This is a genomic window from Lutimaribacter pacificus (assembly GCF_900142185.1).
GTDB lineage: Bacteria > Pseudomonadota > Alphaproteobacteria > Rhodobacterales > Rhodobacteraceae > Lutimaribacter > Lutimaribacter pacificus.
Window position 1 is genome coordinate 26,100 of sequence record NZ_FQZZ01000010.1, and the last position, 13,401, is coordinate 39,500.

15 protein-coding genes are annotated in these 13,401 nt (G+C 58.7%); 10 read left to right on the forward strand and 5 right to left on the reverse strand.

Features of this window, described 5'->3' with window-relative positions:
- Nucleotide 1 precedes the first annotated feature (1 nt).
- The 3 genes from F3H87_RS18760 to F3H87_RS18770 all read right to left on the reverse strand — a co-directional run bounded on the left by F3H87_RS18760 (nt 2) and on the right by F3H87_RS18770 (nt 1,612).
- Nucleotides 2–451 (reverse strand): DUF6010 family protein, encoded by a 450-nt coding sequence (locus tag F3H87_RS18760; RefSeq protein ID WP_008327267.1) that lies wholly within the window; start codon nt 449–451, stop codon nt 2–4.
- Between the two features lie 161 nt (nt 452–612).
- A complete protein-coding gene (locus F3H87_RS18765) occupies nt 613–1,050 on the reverse strand; it encodes an ion channel (RefSeq protein ID WP_222481193.1) in 438 nt (145 codons plus the stop codon).
- A gap of 88 nt (nt 1,051–1,138) precedes the next feature.
- Entirely contained in the window at nt 1,139–1,612 is a 474-nt protein-coding gene (locus F3H87_RS18770; RefSeq protein ID WP_008327269.1) for a rhodanese-like domain-containing protein, read from the reverse strand.
- Between the two features lie 188 nt (nt 1,613–1,800).
- Here F3H87_RS18770 and F3H87_RS18775 point away from each other — a divergent pair, with 188 nt between their 5' ends.
- The 7 genes from F3H87_RS18775 to ccmI all read left to right on the forward strand — a co-directional run bounded on the left by F3H87_RS18775 (nt 1,801) and on the right by ccmI (nt 8,489).
- Nucleotides 1,801–2,523 (forward strand): response regulator, encoded by a 723-nt coding sequence (locus F3H87_RS18775; RefSeq protein ID WP_007803380.1) that lies wholly within the window; start codon nt 1,801–1,803, stop codon nt 2,521–2,523.
- Entirely contained in the window at nt 2,523–3,989 is a 1,467-nt protein-coding gene (locus F3H87_RS18780) for an ATP-binding protein (RefSeq protein ID WP_009807480.1), read from the forward strand. Before F3H87_RS18775 ends, F3H87_RS18780 begins: the two co-directional genes overlap by 1 nt.
- Nucleotides 3,925–4,230, forward strand: coding sequence for an SHOCT domain-containing protein (locus F3H87_RS22015; RefSeq protein ID WP_222481198.1), 306 nt, complete (start codon nt 3,925–3,927; stop codon nt 4,228–4,230). Before F3H87_RS18780 ends, F3H87_RS22015 begins: the two co-directional genes overlap by 65 nt.
- A 65-nt stretch (nt 4,231–4,295) precedes the next feature.
- A complete protein-coding gene (locus tag F3H87_RS18790; protein ID WP_127657318.1) occupies nt 4,296–6,296 on the forward strand; it encodes a heme lyase CcmF/NrfE family subunit in 2,001 nt (666 codons plus the stop codon).
- 8 nt (nt 6,297–6,304) lie between these two features.
- A complete protein-coding gene (locus tag F3H87_RS18795; RefSeq protein WP_007803389.1) occupies nt 6,305–6,871 on the forward strand; it encodes a DsbE family thiol:disulfide interchange protein in 567 nt (188 codons plus the stop codon).
- On the forward strand, nt 6,868–7,341 hold the full coding sequence (locus F3H87_RS18800) for a cytochrome c-type biogenesis protein (protein ID WP_127657317.1): 474 nt from the start codon (nt 6,868–6,870) through the stop codon (nt 7,339–7,341). Before F3H87_RS18795 ends, F3H87_RS18800 begins: the two co-directional genes overlap by 4 nt.
- Entirely contained in the window at nt 7,338–8,489 is a 1,152-nt protein-coding gene (gene ccmI, locus F3H87_RS18805) for a c-type cytochrome biogenesis protein CcmI (protein ID WP_008327282.1), read from the forward strand. Before F3H87_RS18800 ends, ccmI begins: the two co-directional genes overlap by 4 nt.
- A gap of 28 nt (nt 8,490–8,517) precedes the next feature.
- Here ccmI and F3H87_RS18810 read toward each other — a convergent pair whose 3' ends face one another.
- Together F3H87_RS18810 and F3H87_RS18815 are read right to left on the reverse strand one after the other, a co-directional pair.
- Nucleotides 8,518–10,647 carry a protein-disulfide reductase DsbD family protein gene (locus F3H87_RS18810; RefSeq protein WP_149789530.1) on the reverse strand — a complete coding sequence of 710 codons (2,130 nt, stop codon included), beginning with the start codon at nt 10,645–10,647 and terminating at the stop codon, nt 8,518–8,520.
- Between the two features lie 283 nt (nt 10,648–10,930).
- Nucleotides 10,931–11,233: a DUF2933 domain-containing protein gene (locus F3H87_RS18815; RefSeq protein ID WP_127657316.1), complete on the reverse strand. Its 303-nt coding sequence runs from the start codon at nt 11,231–11,233 to the stop codon at nt 10,931–10,933.
- 155 nt (nt 11,234–11,388) lie between these two features.
- Between F3H87_RS18815 and F3H87_RS18820 the strand changes: the two genes are divergently transcribed.
- From F3H87_RS18820 to F3H87_RS18830, 3 genes are all read left to right on the forward strand, one after another.
- Complete coding sequence (locus F3H87_RS18820) at nt 11,389–11,949, forward strand: L,D-transpeptidase (RefSeq protein WP_009807486.1); 561 nt, start codon at nt 11,389–11,391, stop codon at nt 11,947–11,949.
- Between the two features lie 28 nt (nt 11,950–11,977).
- Nucleotides 11,978–12,436 (forward strand): c-type cytochrome, encoded by a 459-nt coding sequence (locus F3H87_RS18825; protein ID WP_007803401.1) that lies wholly within the window; start codon nt 11,978–11,980, stop codon nt 12,434–12,436.
- A gap of 369 nt (nt 12,437–12,805) precedes the next feature.
- On the forward strand, nt 12,806–13,399 hold the full coding sequence (locus tag F3H87_RS18830) for a c-type cytochrome (RefSeq protein WP_007803403.1): 594 nt from the start codon (nt 12,806–12,808) through the stop codon (nt 13,397–13,399).
- Nucleotides 13,400–13,401 lie beyond the last annotated feature (2 nt).

Here is a 13,401-nt window from a genome sequence, read left to right on the forward strand (position 1 = left end):
ATCAAAACACGGCATAGAGCAGAACGAAGAACGTCGCTGCCAAAAGGTCAAAGGCCACGCAGAATGGAATATACCAGTTCGGAATCCGGGCGAGACGATAAGAATTGTGGTGTGACATGTCCCAAAGGGCGTGAAGGGCCAAGCCCAAGGGGAGGAAGGCCCACTGCCATATCAGCCCCAGGAACGCTGCTAAGCCGAACAAAAGGGCGACCGCGAGCTCTGCCCAGAACACGCGCGCTCTGCCGTCCGCAGCGCCAAAGCCGATATAGGCACCGCCAATCAAAGCAAGCGTGATCGAAGCAAGAGCTATCGAGCTTTGCTCATCCAAAAAAAGGTGAGCCGGCAATGTGAGAACGACAAGCAACACGCCAACCCATACGGGAGATTTCAAGATATCCCCGTGTCGATGGTGCGATACGTGATCGCCTGTCTTTTCGAAAATCTGTGCCATGGCTTTGTACCTAGGGATTCCAGCAACTGGAAGGTCAAGGGCTATTCATCCACGCGCGCAACGCAGCGCTCACTCAACCGTTCCACGGTGAGGTCAAAGGACCGATATCAGGACGTATTTGACGCTGACGCCAAGCTCATGTCCGACGCGCGTGGCGATTTTCAGTCATCTTTCGCCTTCTGCCAGACTTGCTGGCAGGCTGAGTAAAGAAACGTCGCTGACCAGGTCAGCAACATGAAGCCCAAAAGCGATTGCAGCATCAGCAATAGTCGAAAGGGTCCGACCACCTCTATGGACGAATAGCCAAGGGTCGAGAACGAGATGCCCGTAACATAGAGAACATCCTGAAACATCGGAGGGCTGTTGCTGAACGATTGCGGCAGAACGCTTGCCACCACCATCGTGTTGAACACGGCGAGCGTCACAAGTTCCAAGACATGCAGCAACAGCAACGTGGAAAACGTCAGGATGATCCGAAAGCCGGAGCCATCCGACCGCTGCGGGGAAAACTTCAGAATGCCCGACAACGCATAATGATGGACAATTCCCATCACGATCGCCGCGCATATTCCGACAAACATAGCCATCAACTCGGTCATACACCCAAACCCGTCTTCCTGTTCAAACAGGTCAATTTGACCATACATCAGGCTTTTAGCACAACGGGACCAATTGATTCTTCACTGGTCAGGCCAACGCGGGGGGCAACCCGTTCAGGGCGACATCCACCGGAACGGTCGGCAAGTTCGATGCGATCCAGCCAGGCCCTTCGCCTGATCCCAACATCCCTTCCGAGATATCGGCGTAGCCCGAATAACCAGCTTGTCTCAACGCTCGAAGCAGCGATGCGGAGCGTCCGCCAGTGGCGCAGATCAGTCCAACAGTGCGATCACCGCTCAGTTCCTTGGCCCTGAACAATCGGTCCGGAAAACCGGACGCGTGCATGCTTATCGGCCATACACCAGCACCTACGCCGGTTTCTTGCCACTCTTTGTGCGTTCTGACATCGATGATCCGCGCCGTATCCGATAGAAGCGCGTCAAAGGCATTCTCTGCCGACCAGACAGATCGGCTCTGCGCCAACAGCGGTGACGCCGCGACGGTCAGCACCGTCATATGAGCACCCAGAACGAAACGGCGCCGGTTCAAATCAAGAGCCATATTCGAAAACCTCATCCTTTGATCGGTTGCGATCCCAAAGGTCACATAACATACGCGCGACGCTACCCGGGAGCACGACACGGTGCAGGCACAGATTTGTATCCATCTGTAGCAAGGGACTGACCTGATACAAACGGCTACAATTCTGCCCATGAAACAGAATGCAACGATGATCTAGGAAGGACGCCATGGGACCGCCACCTCATATCCTTATCGTGGACGACCACGCTCAGATACGCGAAAGCGTCGCGCGCTTCCTGGAGAAGAACGGAATGCGCACGACCGTCGCCAGGGATGCCGTGGAGATGGATGCCAAGCTGGCCACTGGTCACTTCGACCTCCTCGTGCTCGATGTCATGATGCCGGGCGAGGACGGTTTGTCGGTTTGCCGCAGACTTGCGCCAGAGGGTGATCTTCCGATCATCATGCTGACGGCGCTTGGTGAGGAAACGGATCGGATCGTGGGTCTGGAAATCGGTGCGGACGATTATCTCGCCAAGCCGTTCAATCCACGAGAACTGCTCGCCCGCATCAAGTCGGTTCTTCGGAGAAGCAACCGCGACGAACCTGTGGCCGGAAGCCTCGCTGGGAGGAAAGTCTCTTTTGCGCACTGGATACTGGATACCGACCGGCAGGTGCTGATTGACGAGTCCACCACCGAGACCCCATTGACGACCTCCGAGTTCAAATTGCTGGCGGTCCTGCTGGAACGCGCGAGGATGGTGCTCAGCCGTGACCAGTTGCTTGACCTGACCGCTGGTCGGACGGCAGGCCCGATGGATCGCACCATCGACAATCAGATCAGCCGTCTCCGCCGCAAAATCGAGCCGGATGTACTTAGGCCCAGTGTCATCAAAACGGTGCGGAACGGCGGATACTGTCTGGCTGCCGATGTCGAGGATGCGCCGTGATGCGCCGTGCGATGAGATCTCTGAGCGGCCAATTGATCCTGCTTGTGGTCGCGGCACTTGTCGTGGCCCAGGTGATCAGCCTGTTCCTGTTCGCCGACGAGCGCAGCCTTGCGATCCGTGCAGCTTTAGGATTCGAGGCCGCGGGTCGCGCAGCGAATGTCGCGCGGTTGATCGAAGAGGCCCCGCTGGATCTGCAGGACTCGATCCTTCGCGCGGCAAATTCGCCTCTGATCCGGTTCGATCTGTCGGACGCTCCGATCGTGGATCACACCGGTCATTCGGACGGCGGCATCGTGGAAGCGCGCATACGCGCCCTGATGGATGACAGCTACAGCCGGGATATTCGCGTTGAATTGCACGAGGTCGAGGGCGAGTTGCGGCCTCTTCCCAATCTCTCGGACGAGATGACAGAAATGCATCTCGCGATGATGCGCGGAGAGTTGACAGCGGTTGAAATGAACCTGTCCATCGCCATCAAGGGAGCGCGTTGGCTGAATGTCGGAACGCGGTTCGAGCGACCGCCGATCCAATGGCCTTTCTATTCGATGCTGACCTTCGGGATTTCCGCCGGACTGCTTCTGGTGGCGATCTTCTGGTTTGTAATGACGCGCCTGACGCGTCCTTTGCGGCACCTGTCGAAGGCCGCGGACCATCTTGGCCGGGGCGAAGATGTGGGCGAATTGGCGGTCACAGGGCCGACCGAGGTCAGAGATCTGACCGTCGCATTCAACCGCATGCAACGACGGCTGACCCGGTTTGTCAGTGATCGTACACGTATGCTCGCAGCCCTTGGCCACGATTTACGCTCGCCGTTGACTGCCATGCGTGTCCGCGCGGAGCTGGTTGACGAAGAAGAGACGCGGGACAGCCTCATCGCATCGGTCGAAGAGATGCAGAGTATGGTCGAAGCGACGCTCACCTTTGCACGCGGCCTTACCGGATCCGAAGGTGCCGAAGTGGTCGATCTGCGCAATTTTCTGGACAGCTTGTGCAGCGATATGGCGGCACACTGCACCTTTGCCCCGAGTGATGATGTTGCCGTGCGGCTTCGACCCAACGCGTTCCGAAGGGCACTGAGGAACTTGCTTGAGAACGCCGTTCGCTACGGTGGTGCCGCAAAAGTCAGCTGGGCGACCCACGGTTCGAACCTCGTACTCAACATCGATGACAATGGGCCCGGCATTCCCGTCGACCAGTTGGAAAAGGTCTTCGATCCGTTCTATCGCCTCGAGCAATCGAGGTCTCTGGAAACGGGCGGTTATGGGCTTGGGCTCTCAATCGCGAGGACAATCGTCCAATCCCATGGCGGCGATATCCAGCTGGTCAATCAGAACAGCGCGGGTTTGCGCGCTGTTGTCACCATCCCGTTGGATGAAACCGAACTGATCGAAGGAGAAACAGATGAAACTGAACGCGTTGATCCTGCCGTTGCTGGCCAGCTTGCCCGCCAGCATGGCGCAGGCTGATGGACCAGGCTCCTGGACGGGGCACATGTGGGGCAGTGGCTATGGCTTTATGGGCGGCTTCATGATGCTCGCCTTCTGGGGTGCGCTGATCGCATTGGTGGTGTTTCTGGTGTTCAGGCTGCGGGACAATGGCACCCGTCCCCCGGACTCGGACGCGCAGGAAGCGCTCAGGCGCCGCTTTGCAAATGGGGAAATCGACGAAGAAGAGTTCCGTCGCCGCAAAGCAACGCTCGACGAATAGACCCCGCCGCGGACGCCAAAGCCGTCCGACGCGACGCCCACCGACGCTGAATAGGAAAGAACGCCATGGTCCCGGAAATTGGTCACTTCGCACTGGCCCTCGCACTGGCGCTTGCGCTTGTTCAGAGTGTTCTACCGATTGCAGGTGCGTCGCGTAGAAATGCCGTCTGGATGAAATCCGCCCAGGCGACGGCAATAGGACAAGTGCTGTTTGTGGCCATCGCCTTCGCAGCGCTGATGCAGGCTTTCATCGTCAGCGATTTTACCGTCAGGAACGTCGTCGAGAACTCCCATTCGCTCAAGCCAATGCTCTACAAGGTGGCCGGGACCTGGGGCAGCCATGAGGGTTCGCTGCTGCTCTGGATCCTGATACTCGCGGTGTTCGGCGCGGGCGTCGCCTGGTTCGGATCGAACATCCCCGCCGAGACCAAGGCGCGCACCTTGTCGGTGCAGGCGTGGATCAGCGTCGGCTTCCTGTCCTTCCTGCTGCTGACGTCGAACCCCTTCGAGCGGGTGTTTCCGCCGCCGCTCGACGGCAATGACCTCAACCCGTTGCTTCAGGACATGGGTCTCGCCATGCACCCGCCGCTCTTGTATTTCGGGTATGTCGGCTTCTCCATCGTGTTTTCCTTTGCCGTTGCGGCTCTTCTGGAAGGGCGCGTCGATCCGGCCTGGGCCAGATGGGTCCGCCCGTGGACATTGGCCGCGTGGGTCAGCCTTACGGCAGGTATCGCTCTTGGATCGTGGTGGGCCTATTATGAACTGGGCTGGGGCGGCTGGTGGTTCTGGGACCCGGTCGAGAACGTGAGCTTCATGCCCTGGCTTCTGGGCACGGCGCTGCTGCATTCCGCCATCGTCACCGAAAAGCGCGACGCGTTCAAAAGCTGGACCATCCTACTTGCCATCCTGACTTTCTCGCTTTCGCTGCTCGGGACGTTCATCGTCCGGTCAGGCCTGCTTACATCCGTGCATGCCTTCGCCGTCGATCCAGAGCGCGGGCTTTACATTCTGGGTCTGCTGGCCGTGTCCATCGGTGGGTCGCTGGCGCTCTACGCCTGGCGGGCGCCCGAAATGGAGCCGGGTGGTCTGTTTCGCCCGATCAGCCGCGAGGCCGGGCTGCTCGTGAACAACCTCATTCTGGCCGCCGCTACGGGAACGGTCCTGTTCGGGACGCTTTATCCGCTGATCCTCGAGGCTATCACGGGGGACAAGATCTCGGTGGGTCCACCTTTCTTCAATGCGGCTTTCATTCCGATGATGCTGGCGCTGGTCGTGTTCATGGGTCTTGGTCCATTCCTGTCGTGGAAGCGGGCTGATATCGCCGGGTTGCTCGATCGCATTCGGTTCGTGGTCGTTCTGGCGTTCATCGCAGTTTTGGCCGCATGGTATCTTCTGAACGGTGGGCCGATCATGGCCTATCTTGCCATCCTTGGCGCAGCGTGGCTGCTTTTTGCAACCCTACGGGAATGGGCGCTGCGCATCCGCCTGTTCGAGGTTCCCCTTGCAGAGAGCGCGAGACGCGCGCGCAATCTGCCACGCGCCTCTCACGGTATGACACTCGCCCATGCCGGCGTCGCTGTGTTGATGATGGGGATGATCGGCTCGACCGGATGGAAGAGTGAGGAGATCGTCTTTGCCGCCCCCGGGACCGAAGTCACGATCGCGGGGTTCGACATCACCTTCGAAGGGGCCACACAGGTTCAAGGGCCGAACTACATCGCGGATCGCGGCACCCTTGTGGTCCGTCGGGATGGCGAGCTGGTCACGACGCTTTTCCCAGAACGCCGGTATTACCCGGTCGCGGAAAGCCAGACGACGGAGTCGGCCATCCGCTCTACATTGGCGGGTGATCTCTATACGTCGATTGCAACGCCAGCCTCCGATCAAGTGAACAACGCCGGAGCATGGACCCTTCGGATCCTCTATGAACCGCTCGTCAACCTGATCTGGATCGGCTCGATCCTGCTGGTGATCGGTGGCTGTTTGTCCTTGTCGGATCGCCGTTTGAGGGTCGGGGCGCCGCGCCGCGCCAAACAGCCAGCCAGCGATGCTGTTCCTGCCGAGTAGGAGAGAAGATGAAACGTCTCATTGCCGGGCTGCCGTTTATTGCGGCGGTCATATTCGGGGGTTTTTTTCTCTGGGGGCTCAATCCCGACCGGGATCCCAACGAGATCCCTTCCGTCCTGATCTCGCAACCGGCCCCGGCGTTCGACCTCGATCCCGTGCCGGGGTTGGAGACACCCGGCCTGGCCCGAAGCGATCTTGTAGGCAACGAACGACCGGTCGTGGTCAATGTCTTTGCGTCCTGGTGCGTGCCCTGCCGCGCGGAACATGCCGTGTTGACACGCTTTGTCGAACGCGAGGGCATGCGGTTGTTCGGCATCAACTACAAAGACAAACCAGAAGATGCCGTGAAGTGGCTCAATGACCTCGGCAATCCCTACGAACGGATCGGGTCCGACCTTTCAGGCCGGACAGGGATCGAATGGGGCCTTTCAGGCGTGCCGGAAACCTTCATCGTCGATGGCGATGGTACTGTTCTGTTTCGCTATGTCGGGCCGGTCGTGGGTCCGGACGCCGTCGAACGGTTCACGCAAGCCCTGAAGCAGGCAGGCGCACTGCCAAAGGGAGCAGCATCATGAGACAGTTGATTTTCGCGTTTTGCATCGGGCTCTTTCCCTTTGCCGCCAATGCGGTCGAACCAGACGAAATGCTGACCGACCCGGTATTGGAACAGCGTGCGCGGGAGATTTCCAAGGATCTACGATGCGTCGTCTGTCAGAACCAGGACATCGACAGTTCGAACGCGGGTGTGGCGCGGGACTTGCGTCTGCTCGTACGCGAGCGCCTGGTCGTTGGAGACAGCGACGCGGAGGTGATCGAATACATACGGGCGCGGTACGGGGATTACGTGCTGCTGAAACCGCCTCTGGAGCCTGCGACCTACGCGCTTTGGTTCGCTCCGATCGCTTTCGTTCTGATCGGGGTTTTCGTTGGTGGCGGGCTACTGATGAGTCGGCGAAAGCAAGAGGCATTTGAAGACTTGGGCTCGGAGGATGAGAACACCGTGTCCGAAATTCTCAGGCAAAACGAAGCGAGGGATGCGTCATGATCTGGGGTATTTTCGTTCTTTTGACGCTGGTCGCAATCGGAATTGTCCTCTACCCGCTGCTGCTGTCCAAATCGAACACTCTCACCAGAGGGGATGCGGTACCGGCGATCCTCGCCGATCAGATGCGGGAAATCCAACGAGACATGGACCGCGGTTTGATTTCTGAACAGGAAGCTCAAGCGGCCAGACTCGAGATCAAGAAACGGATCCTCGCGACGACCCGCAATTCGGAAGAAAAAGCCGGATCATCCCGTAATGGTGGCAGAGTCACTCTCGTTGTCGCGGCGGTCCTCGCGCCGGTTATTGCCGCGGGCTACTATCTGACGATGGGATCGCCGGAGGTTCCTTCAATGGCCTTCGCTGCCCGTGCAGAGGAGCGGGCACAGACTGATGAAGTGACGGCGCTGGCAATACAACTTCGCGAAAGGCTTGTATCCGATCCGACCGGCGGCCCTAGCGAAGGGTGGATGCTGTTGGGCCAGACCTATCAGCGCATGGGCAGAGCAGCCGATGCCGTCGAAGCCTTCGAAGTCGTTGCCGAACGGGAGGATGCCACCTCCGCGACATTCTCCATGCTGGCAGAGGCTGTCGCGGTTGCCAATGACGGCGTTGTTATTCCACGGGCGAAATTGGCCATTGATCGCGCTTTGGACCTTGACCCATCCAATCCTGCGGCAACCTACTTCGAGTCTCTGTATTACTTTCAGCAAGAAGAGACGCGTAAGGCCTACGATCTGCTTGTTTCACGACTGAATCAGGAAGAGGCTTACGTTCCCTGGATGGAGACCTATGCAGCGCAGATCAACCGGATTGCAGCGGCAGCTGACCTTCCGGTCGTCAATCTACCCAGCGGGCCGACGTCGCAACCAGGCCCGAGTGCCGCAGATGTCGCGGCGGCGTCGGAGATGAATGACGCGGATCGCGCGGAGTTCATCCGATCGATGGTCTCGCGGCTGGCCGAGCGTCTTGAGGATGAACCGGACGATCTGGATGGTTGGATGCGGCTGGCAAATGCCTATACCGTCCTTCAGGAGCCCGATCGCGCCGTTGAGGCCTACCGCAAGGCTGAAGCGCTGTTGGAGCAGCAGCCCGCCAGTGATCCTCGGCGTGCGGCGGTCCGTGCCGCGCTTGAGCGGCTCGGCGGCTGACTACTGCTCGGTGTCCCGGTCGAGCAGGTCACTCCTGTCCGGCAACCTTTGCGGAAACATCCCGACCACTGGCTTGCGCCAAGGCGTTCATCACGTCCTCGGTTTTTAGCAATTCGGACAGCACAATGCCGTTCGGTGCCGATGGTCCGTAGACGGCATTGAAGGGGATGCCGTATCTGCCGAAACTCTCAAGGTAGCGGGAAATGCGCGTGTCCGGGCGTGTCCAATCTGCCTGCATCGCCGTGACTCCAGGCGCTTCAAGCGCGCTCCGGACTGGCTCCCGATCGATGATAAGTGTCTTGTTCGCTTTGCAAGTCAGACACCAGTCAGCGGTCACATCGACAAAAACGACCTCTCCTGCGGACACGCGTTTCGCTATTTCCGAACGATCAAATGCGATCCAAGCCATTGCCAACTGCGGCGTCGAACGCGCAGGTGCTGATTGCTGCAAGAGAGGACCTGCGGCAATGGCCAGGACAAGGCTGGCTATGGCAATAGACCACCTGAATTGGGACTGCACATTCGGGAGAGATAGTATCAGAACGGCGAGACCGGACAACGCCGCGACCGCGATGACAGACGCAAGCCCGGCGACACCGTCGAGCACCCAGAACAGCCACACGGCGGTTGCAAGCAACAAAACCCCCATGACGCTTTTGATGATCAGCATCCATCGACCAGGCTTGGGCATGAATGCGACCAGACGCGGGAACGCGGCGATGACGAGATAGGGCAGGGCGAGGCCGAGCCCGAGGCTCGTAAAGACGATGAGGATGTCCACGCCACGCCCGGCCAAAGCAAAGGCCACCGCGGTGCCGAGGAACGGTGCCGAACAAGGCGTCGCCATGACGGCACCGAACATGCCAGTGAAAAAGTCGGCGGAATACCCGTTGCTTCCTCCGGCCCCTGCAAGCCGCGTCTGCATGCCGTGTGGAAGGGCGAACTCGAACGCTCCGAACAGATTTGCCGAAAAGACGAGCAGGACAGCGATCATCGCCGCAAGAAACAGCGGGCTTTGAAACTGCAAACCCCACCCGACGCTGAGGCCTGCCGTCTGGAGCGCCCAGAGGACGAGCGCCAGACCCCACATGAACGTCATGATGCCGGCGCTGGCAGCGACGAAACCGAACCGGACACGGGTTGTGTCGTGATCGGTGTGTTTGAGCACAGACGACACCTTGATGGACAGCACCGGCAGCACGCAGGGCATCACATTCAGGATCAATCCGCCCAGCAGCGCGATCGCGGCAATCCAGATCAGTTCCATCATGTCCGGTGTCGTGGCGGCCAGTTCAAAGGGTGGTGCTATTCCTTGCGCCACGCGATCCGCGATGATCGTGAAGGCCCGGTTCTCGCCGTCGGTGACGGTAATCGACGGAGCCACTGTCACATCCGTATTCGACGAGAGGATCGGCAAGCGCGCCCAAAGCAAACGATCCTCTTCTCCCAAACGGATATCGGGTTTGCCAAGCGCAACACCCATACCCAGTTCGGGAAACACATCCGGCGACTGGAGTGGTTCATCGACGCGAAGGCTGACGATCAACTCCGTGAGGTCTTCGTCGATGAAGGCATTTGCCTCGCTGACGCCGCTCGTCTTGGCCCCTTCGGGGACGCGCTCGGAAAACGTACCGATCAGCCCAGCCGAAGTGCTGTCGATGACGTTGCCCCGTCCGAGGCGAAGTGACAGGTCAAACTCTTCCGGGACACAGACATTGGAGCACACCAGCAGTTTGACCTGCGCGGAAAGAGTCACAGGTGCGCCGGGATCTTTGAGCGTTATGCGCAGCGGAAAGACGACTTCACCCGCATAACCAAAATTTTCGATGCCGAAGGCGGTGAAGCGCGTCGGGGCGGGCCACATGAATTCGACATCTGCGACGTTTTCGGAACCGCTCCATTCGACCGAAGGCGGTATTCCCACCTCGCCCGCCGACCGCCAATAGGTCTTCCAGTTTTCGTTCAGTTGAAGGTGAAGCCCGGCTGACAGAGTCTGTGTGTTCTCGGGAACGCCGTCCTGTACACTAATGAGATGCGCGGTGAGTGGCGCGCTCTGGTATTCAGCAGAGGTTGCTGCCGCGACACTTCCAGAGACAACGGCCAGGAGCACGAAGGGAATAAGCAAAACCCGTCGCAGGATCAAAAGGCAATCGATCAAGATACCTGCTTCCTTCCCATATTTTCCGCAGATTTCGCCAGGACGGCGGAAATTGCGTCAAAGTCCACCTGTGGCAAAACCCTGACGACCGTCCGCACAGACAATTCGCGCAACGCCAGTCGCAGAAGATGAAAGGGTTCGACACCCATCCGGCAGAAGGTCTGACGCTTGCTTCGTGGACACGATAGCCTTCAGATCTAGGCAGTCTGCAAGGCTTCCCGCGCAACCTCCAAGTAATGTAACCATCAACAGCAATACGAATACCTTTGCTTTCCCTCGCACATCACTGCCTGTTGCGGGCGACGCTAGGAATCACGGAACTTATGGGCTCGGGCGCTTCCTCGATAGTATCGTTTGCCTTGTCGGAATGGCACGATTTCCCCATGAATCTATGCATCACAAGATGCGCTCCAACGCACAACAGGAGCGGGGCGAAAGCCGATGCATTGCCCCACATACCCGCAAGCGTTCCGCCAGCGAGAAAAAAACCGATCACGGGCAACAGCATCACAATGCAACACGCCATCATTCCGTAATGCATGAGCCTGTCTGTAATCGGCTTATTCTTGGGATTTTCGTCGTCCATGACACCCTCTTTGTCTCGTTCCTGGCGTCATTTGCGACCCTCCAGCAGGGTAAGGTCAAGGATACAAATGGATACACTTCTCGCGGCCTTGTCAGGTTGCCTGATGCCGGGTCTCCCGTAAAAGACATGTACAAACCGTAGGCTAGGAGTGTGTCATGACGACATCGCGAAACAACAAGATCAATCGACGAAGCCTGTTGGGGTATGCGGCTGTCGCTTTGGTTGCACCAAGCGTGGTTCGAGCCGAAACCATTCGCCGCAACATTTCTTCTTTCCGAGTTCATGACTGGCAAGACCATTTCGACACGCTCGGCAAAGGGATCATCATCTCAGACACCGTGACGATGGCGCTACAGCACTGGACAGCGGACGGCGAGATGCGGATTTACCCGACATCCGTTCCGCTGACCGACGAACTCACCAAACGCGGTTACACTGAAGTGGTGGAAAAACGCAAAAACCCCAGTTGGGCGCCGACGCCCTCCATGCGGGAACGCAATCCGGAATGGCCGGCACGTATCGAGGGGGGTGATCCGGACAACCCCTTGGGTACTCGCGCACTGTACCTGTCGTGGCAGTACTACCGTATTCACGGGACACAGGACACGCGCAAGATCGGCCGCCGGTCGTCAAACGGCTGCATCGGTTTGTTCAACGAACAGATCGAGGAAGTCTACGAGCGAGCGCCTGTCGGCACTCAAGTCAAACTCATCTGACCCAACGGGCAAGGCGGAAGATACAGGCATGGACAAATTAACTGCGCTGATTGGTGCCGTTTTTGTTATCGGCGGGGGTTTTGCCGTTTGGCAGTTCGTTGGAGCCGAAGATTTAGCGGTTGGCCACTCCATGACGCCACCTGACACAAGCGAGATTGCCGAAGGCGATCCGATCGTCCAGGTCCAGCTGCCTGACGCACTCTCGCAGCAGGCGGCGCTTGGGAAGAACATATTCGAGGCAAAATGTTCCGAGTGTCACGGCGAAAATGCCGCCGGTCGCAACGGTGTTGCGCCGCCTCTCGTGCACAAGATCTACGAACCGAGCCACCATTCGGACATGGCTTTTGTTCTGGCAGCTCAAAACGGCGTCCGTGCACATCACTGGAATTTCGGTAATATGCCTAAGATCGAGGGATTGACCCAAGGAGACGTCAAGATGGTGGCCGCCTATGTCCGCGAATTGCAGCGGGCCAACGGGATCAACTGATGCGTTGGTCGAAGACGAACCGATGGATTCTGTCGGCCGTTTTCGGCCTTTTCCTTGTAGTACTCGGGGTGCCAGAGGCGCCGGTATATCATGGTGAAACGTCGTTGGGGCAGGAATACCATGGTCACGAAGACGCAGGGCCATCGACCGAGGCCTCTGGCCACTGCCATCCAGGCCTCGATTGTTCTGTCCCGGCAGCGTTATTGCTTCAGCCGAACATGGCGTACGAGCCTTCTTTTCTGAAAGCCGTCATGCAAGACGGCGCGATCCAACGAACCGAATTGCGCCCGATCAGCGATCCTCCACCGCCCCGACGGTGGGTCTGATTTCACATCGCTCGAAAAGCAGACCCAAAGAAGGATCGAAGACATGAAAAAGACGACTATCGTAGCGGCAGTGTTGATTGCAGGTACTGCGGTCACGGCATTCGCGCATAGCGGTGCCACCGGCATCGTGAAAGAGCGCATGGATGCCATGCTTGCAATGGGGAAGGCGGTCAAGACCGTGGCCCCGATGATGCGGGGCGAAACGGCCTATGACGCAGAAACAGTGCGCGATGCCGCGCGCCTGTTCCAGCAGCACGCCGGTGAGAGCATGACAAAGCTGTTCCCAGAGGGCACAGGGGGCATGCCCTCGGAAGCCAAGGACGAGGTGTGGACCGACTGGGAGCGCTTCGCGGCATTGGCAAGTCAGCTGGAAGAATACTCTGAGGGCCTGGAACGCGCAGCCGACAATGGATTGGGCGGCATGAGCGGCAATACCTCCATGGATGGCGCCTCGATGATGGGCGGCGGGTCAATGATGGGAGGCGATACAACCATGATGGGCGGGAGCACGATGATGGGCCGAGGCGACATGATGGATGCGGCCGCCATTGCCGAAATGCCCGCCGACGCAGCATTCGCGATGACGACCCAGGTCTGTTCCGCATGCCATGAACGCTTCCGGGCGGAAGAAGACTGACC

Bases quoted from the DNA above. Each gene is read 5' to 3' on its own strand.
- F3H87_RS18800 (WP_127657317.1), top strand. From the start codon at position 6,868: ATGAGACAGTTGATTTTCGCGTTTTGCATCGGGCTCTTTCCCTTTGCC.
- F3H87_RS22015 (WP_222481198.1), top strand. From the start codon at position 3,925: ATGAAACTGAACGCGTTGATCCTGCCGTTGCTGGCCAGCTTGCCCGCC.
- F3H87_RS18820 (WP_009807486.1), top strand. From the start codon at position 11,389: ATGACGACATCGCGAAACAACAAGATCAATCGACGAAGCCTGTTGGGG.
- F3H87_RS18825 (WP_007803401.1), top strand. From the start codon at position 11,978: ATGGACAAATTAACTGCGCTGATTGGTGCCGTTTTTGTTATCGGCGGG.
- F3H87_RS18790 (WP_127657318.1), top strand. From the start codon at position 4,296: ATGGTCCCGGAAATTGGTCACTTCGCACTGGCCCTCGCACTGGCGCTT.
- F3H87_RS18830 (WP_007803403.1), top strand. From the start codon at position 12,806: ATGAAAAAGACGACTATCGTAGCGGCAGTGTTGATTGCAGGTACTGCG.
- F3H87_RS18780 (WP_009807480.1), top strand. From the start codon at position 2,523: ATGCGCCGTGCGATGAGATCTCTGAGCGGCCAATTGATCCTGCTTGTG.
- F3H87_RS18765 (WP_222481193.1), bottom strand. From the start codon at position 1,050: ATGACCGAGTTGATGGCTATGTTTGTCGGAATATGCGCGGCGATCGTG.
- F3H87_RS18795 (WP_007803389.1), top strand. From the start codon at position 6,305: ATGAAACGTCTCATTGCCGGGCTGCCGTTTATTGCGGCGGTCATATTC.
- F3H87_RS18770 (WP_008327269.1), bottom strand. From the start codon at position 1,612: ATGGCTCTTGATTTGAACCGGCGCCGTTTCGTTCTGGGTGCTCATATG.
- F3H87_RS18775 (WP_007803380.1), top strand. From the start codon at position 1,801: ATGGGACCGCCACCTCATATCCTTATCGTGGACGACCACGCTCAGATA.
- ccmI (WP_008327282.1), top strand. From the start codon at position 7,338: ATGATCTGGGGTATTTTCGTTCTTTTGACGCTGGTCGCAATCGGAATT.
- F3H87_RS18760 (WP_008327267.1), bottom strand. From the start codon at position 451: ATGGCACAGATTTTCGAAAAGACAGGCGATCACGTATCGCACCATCGA.
- F3H87_RS18815 (WP_127657316.1), bottom strand. From the start codon at position 11,233: ATGGACGACGAAAATCCCAAGAATAAGCCGATTACAGACAGGCTCATG.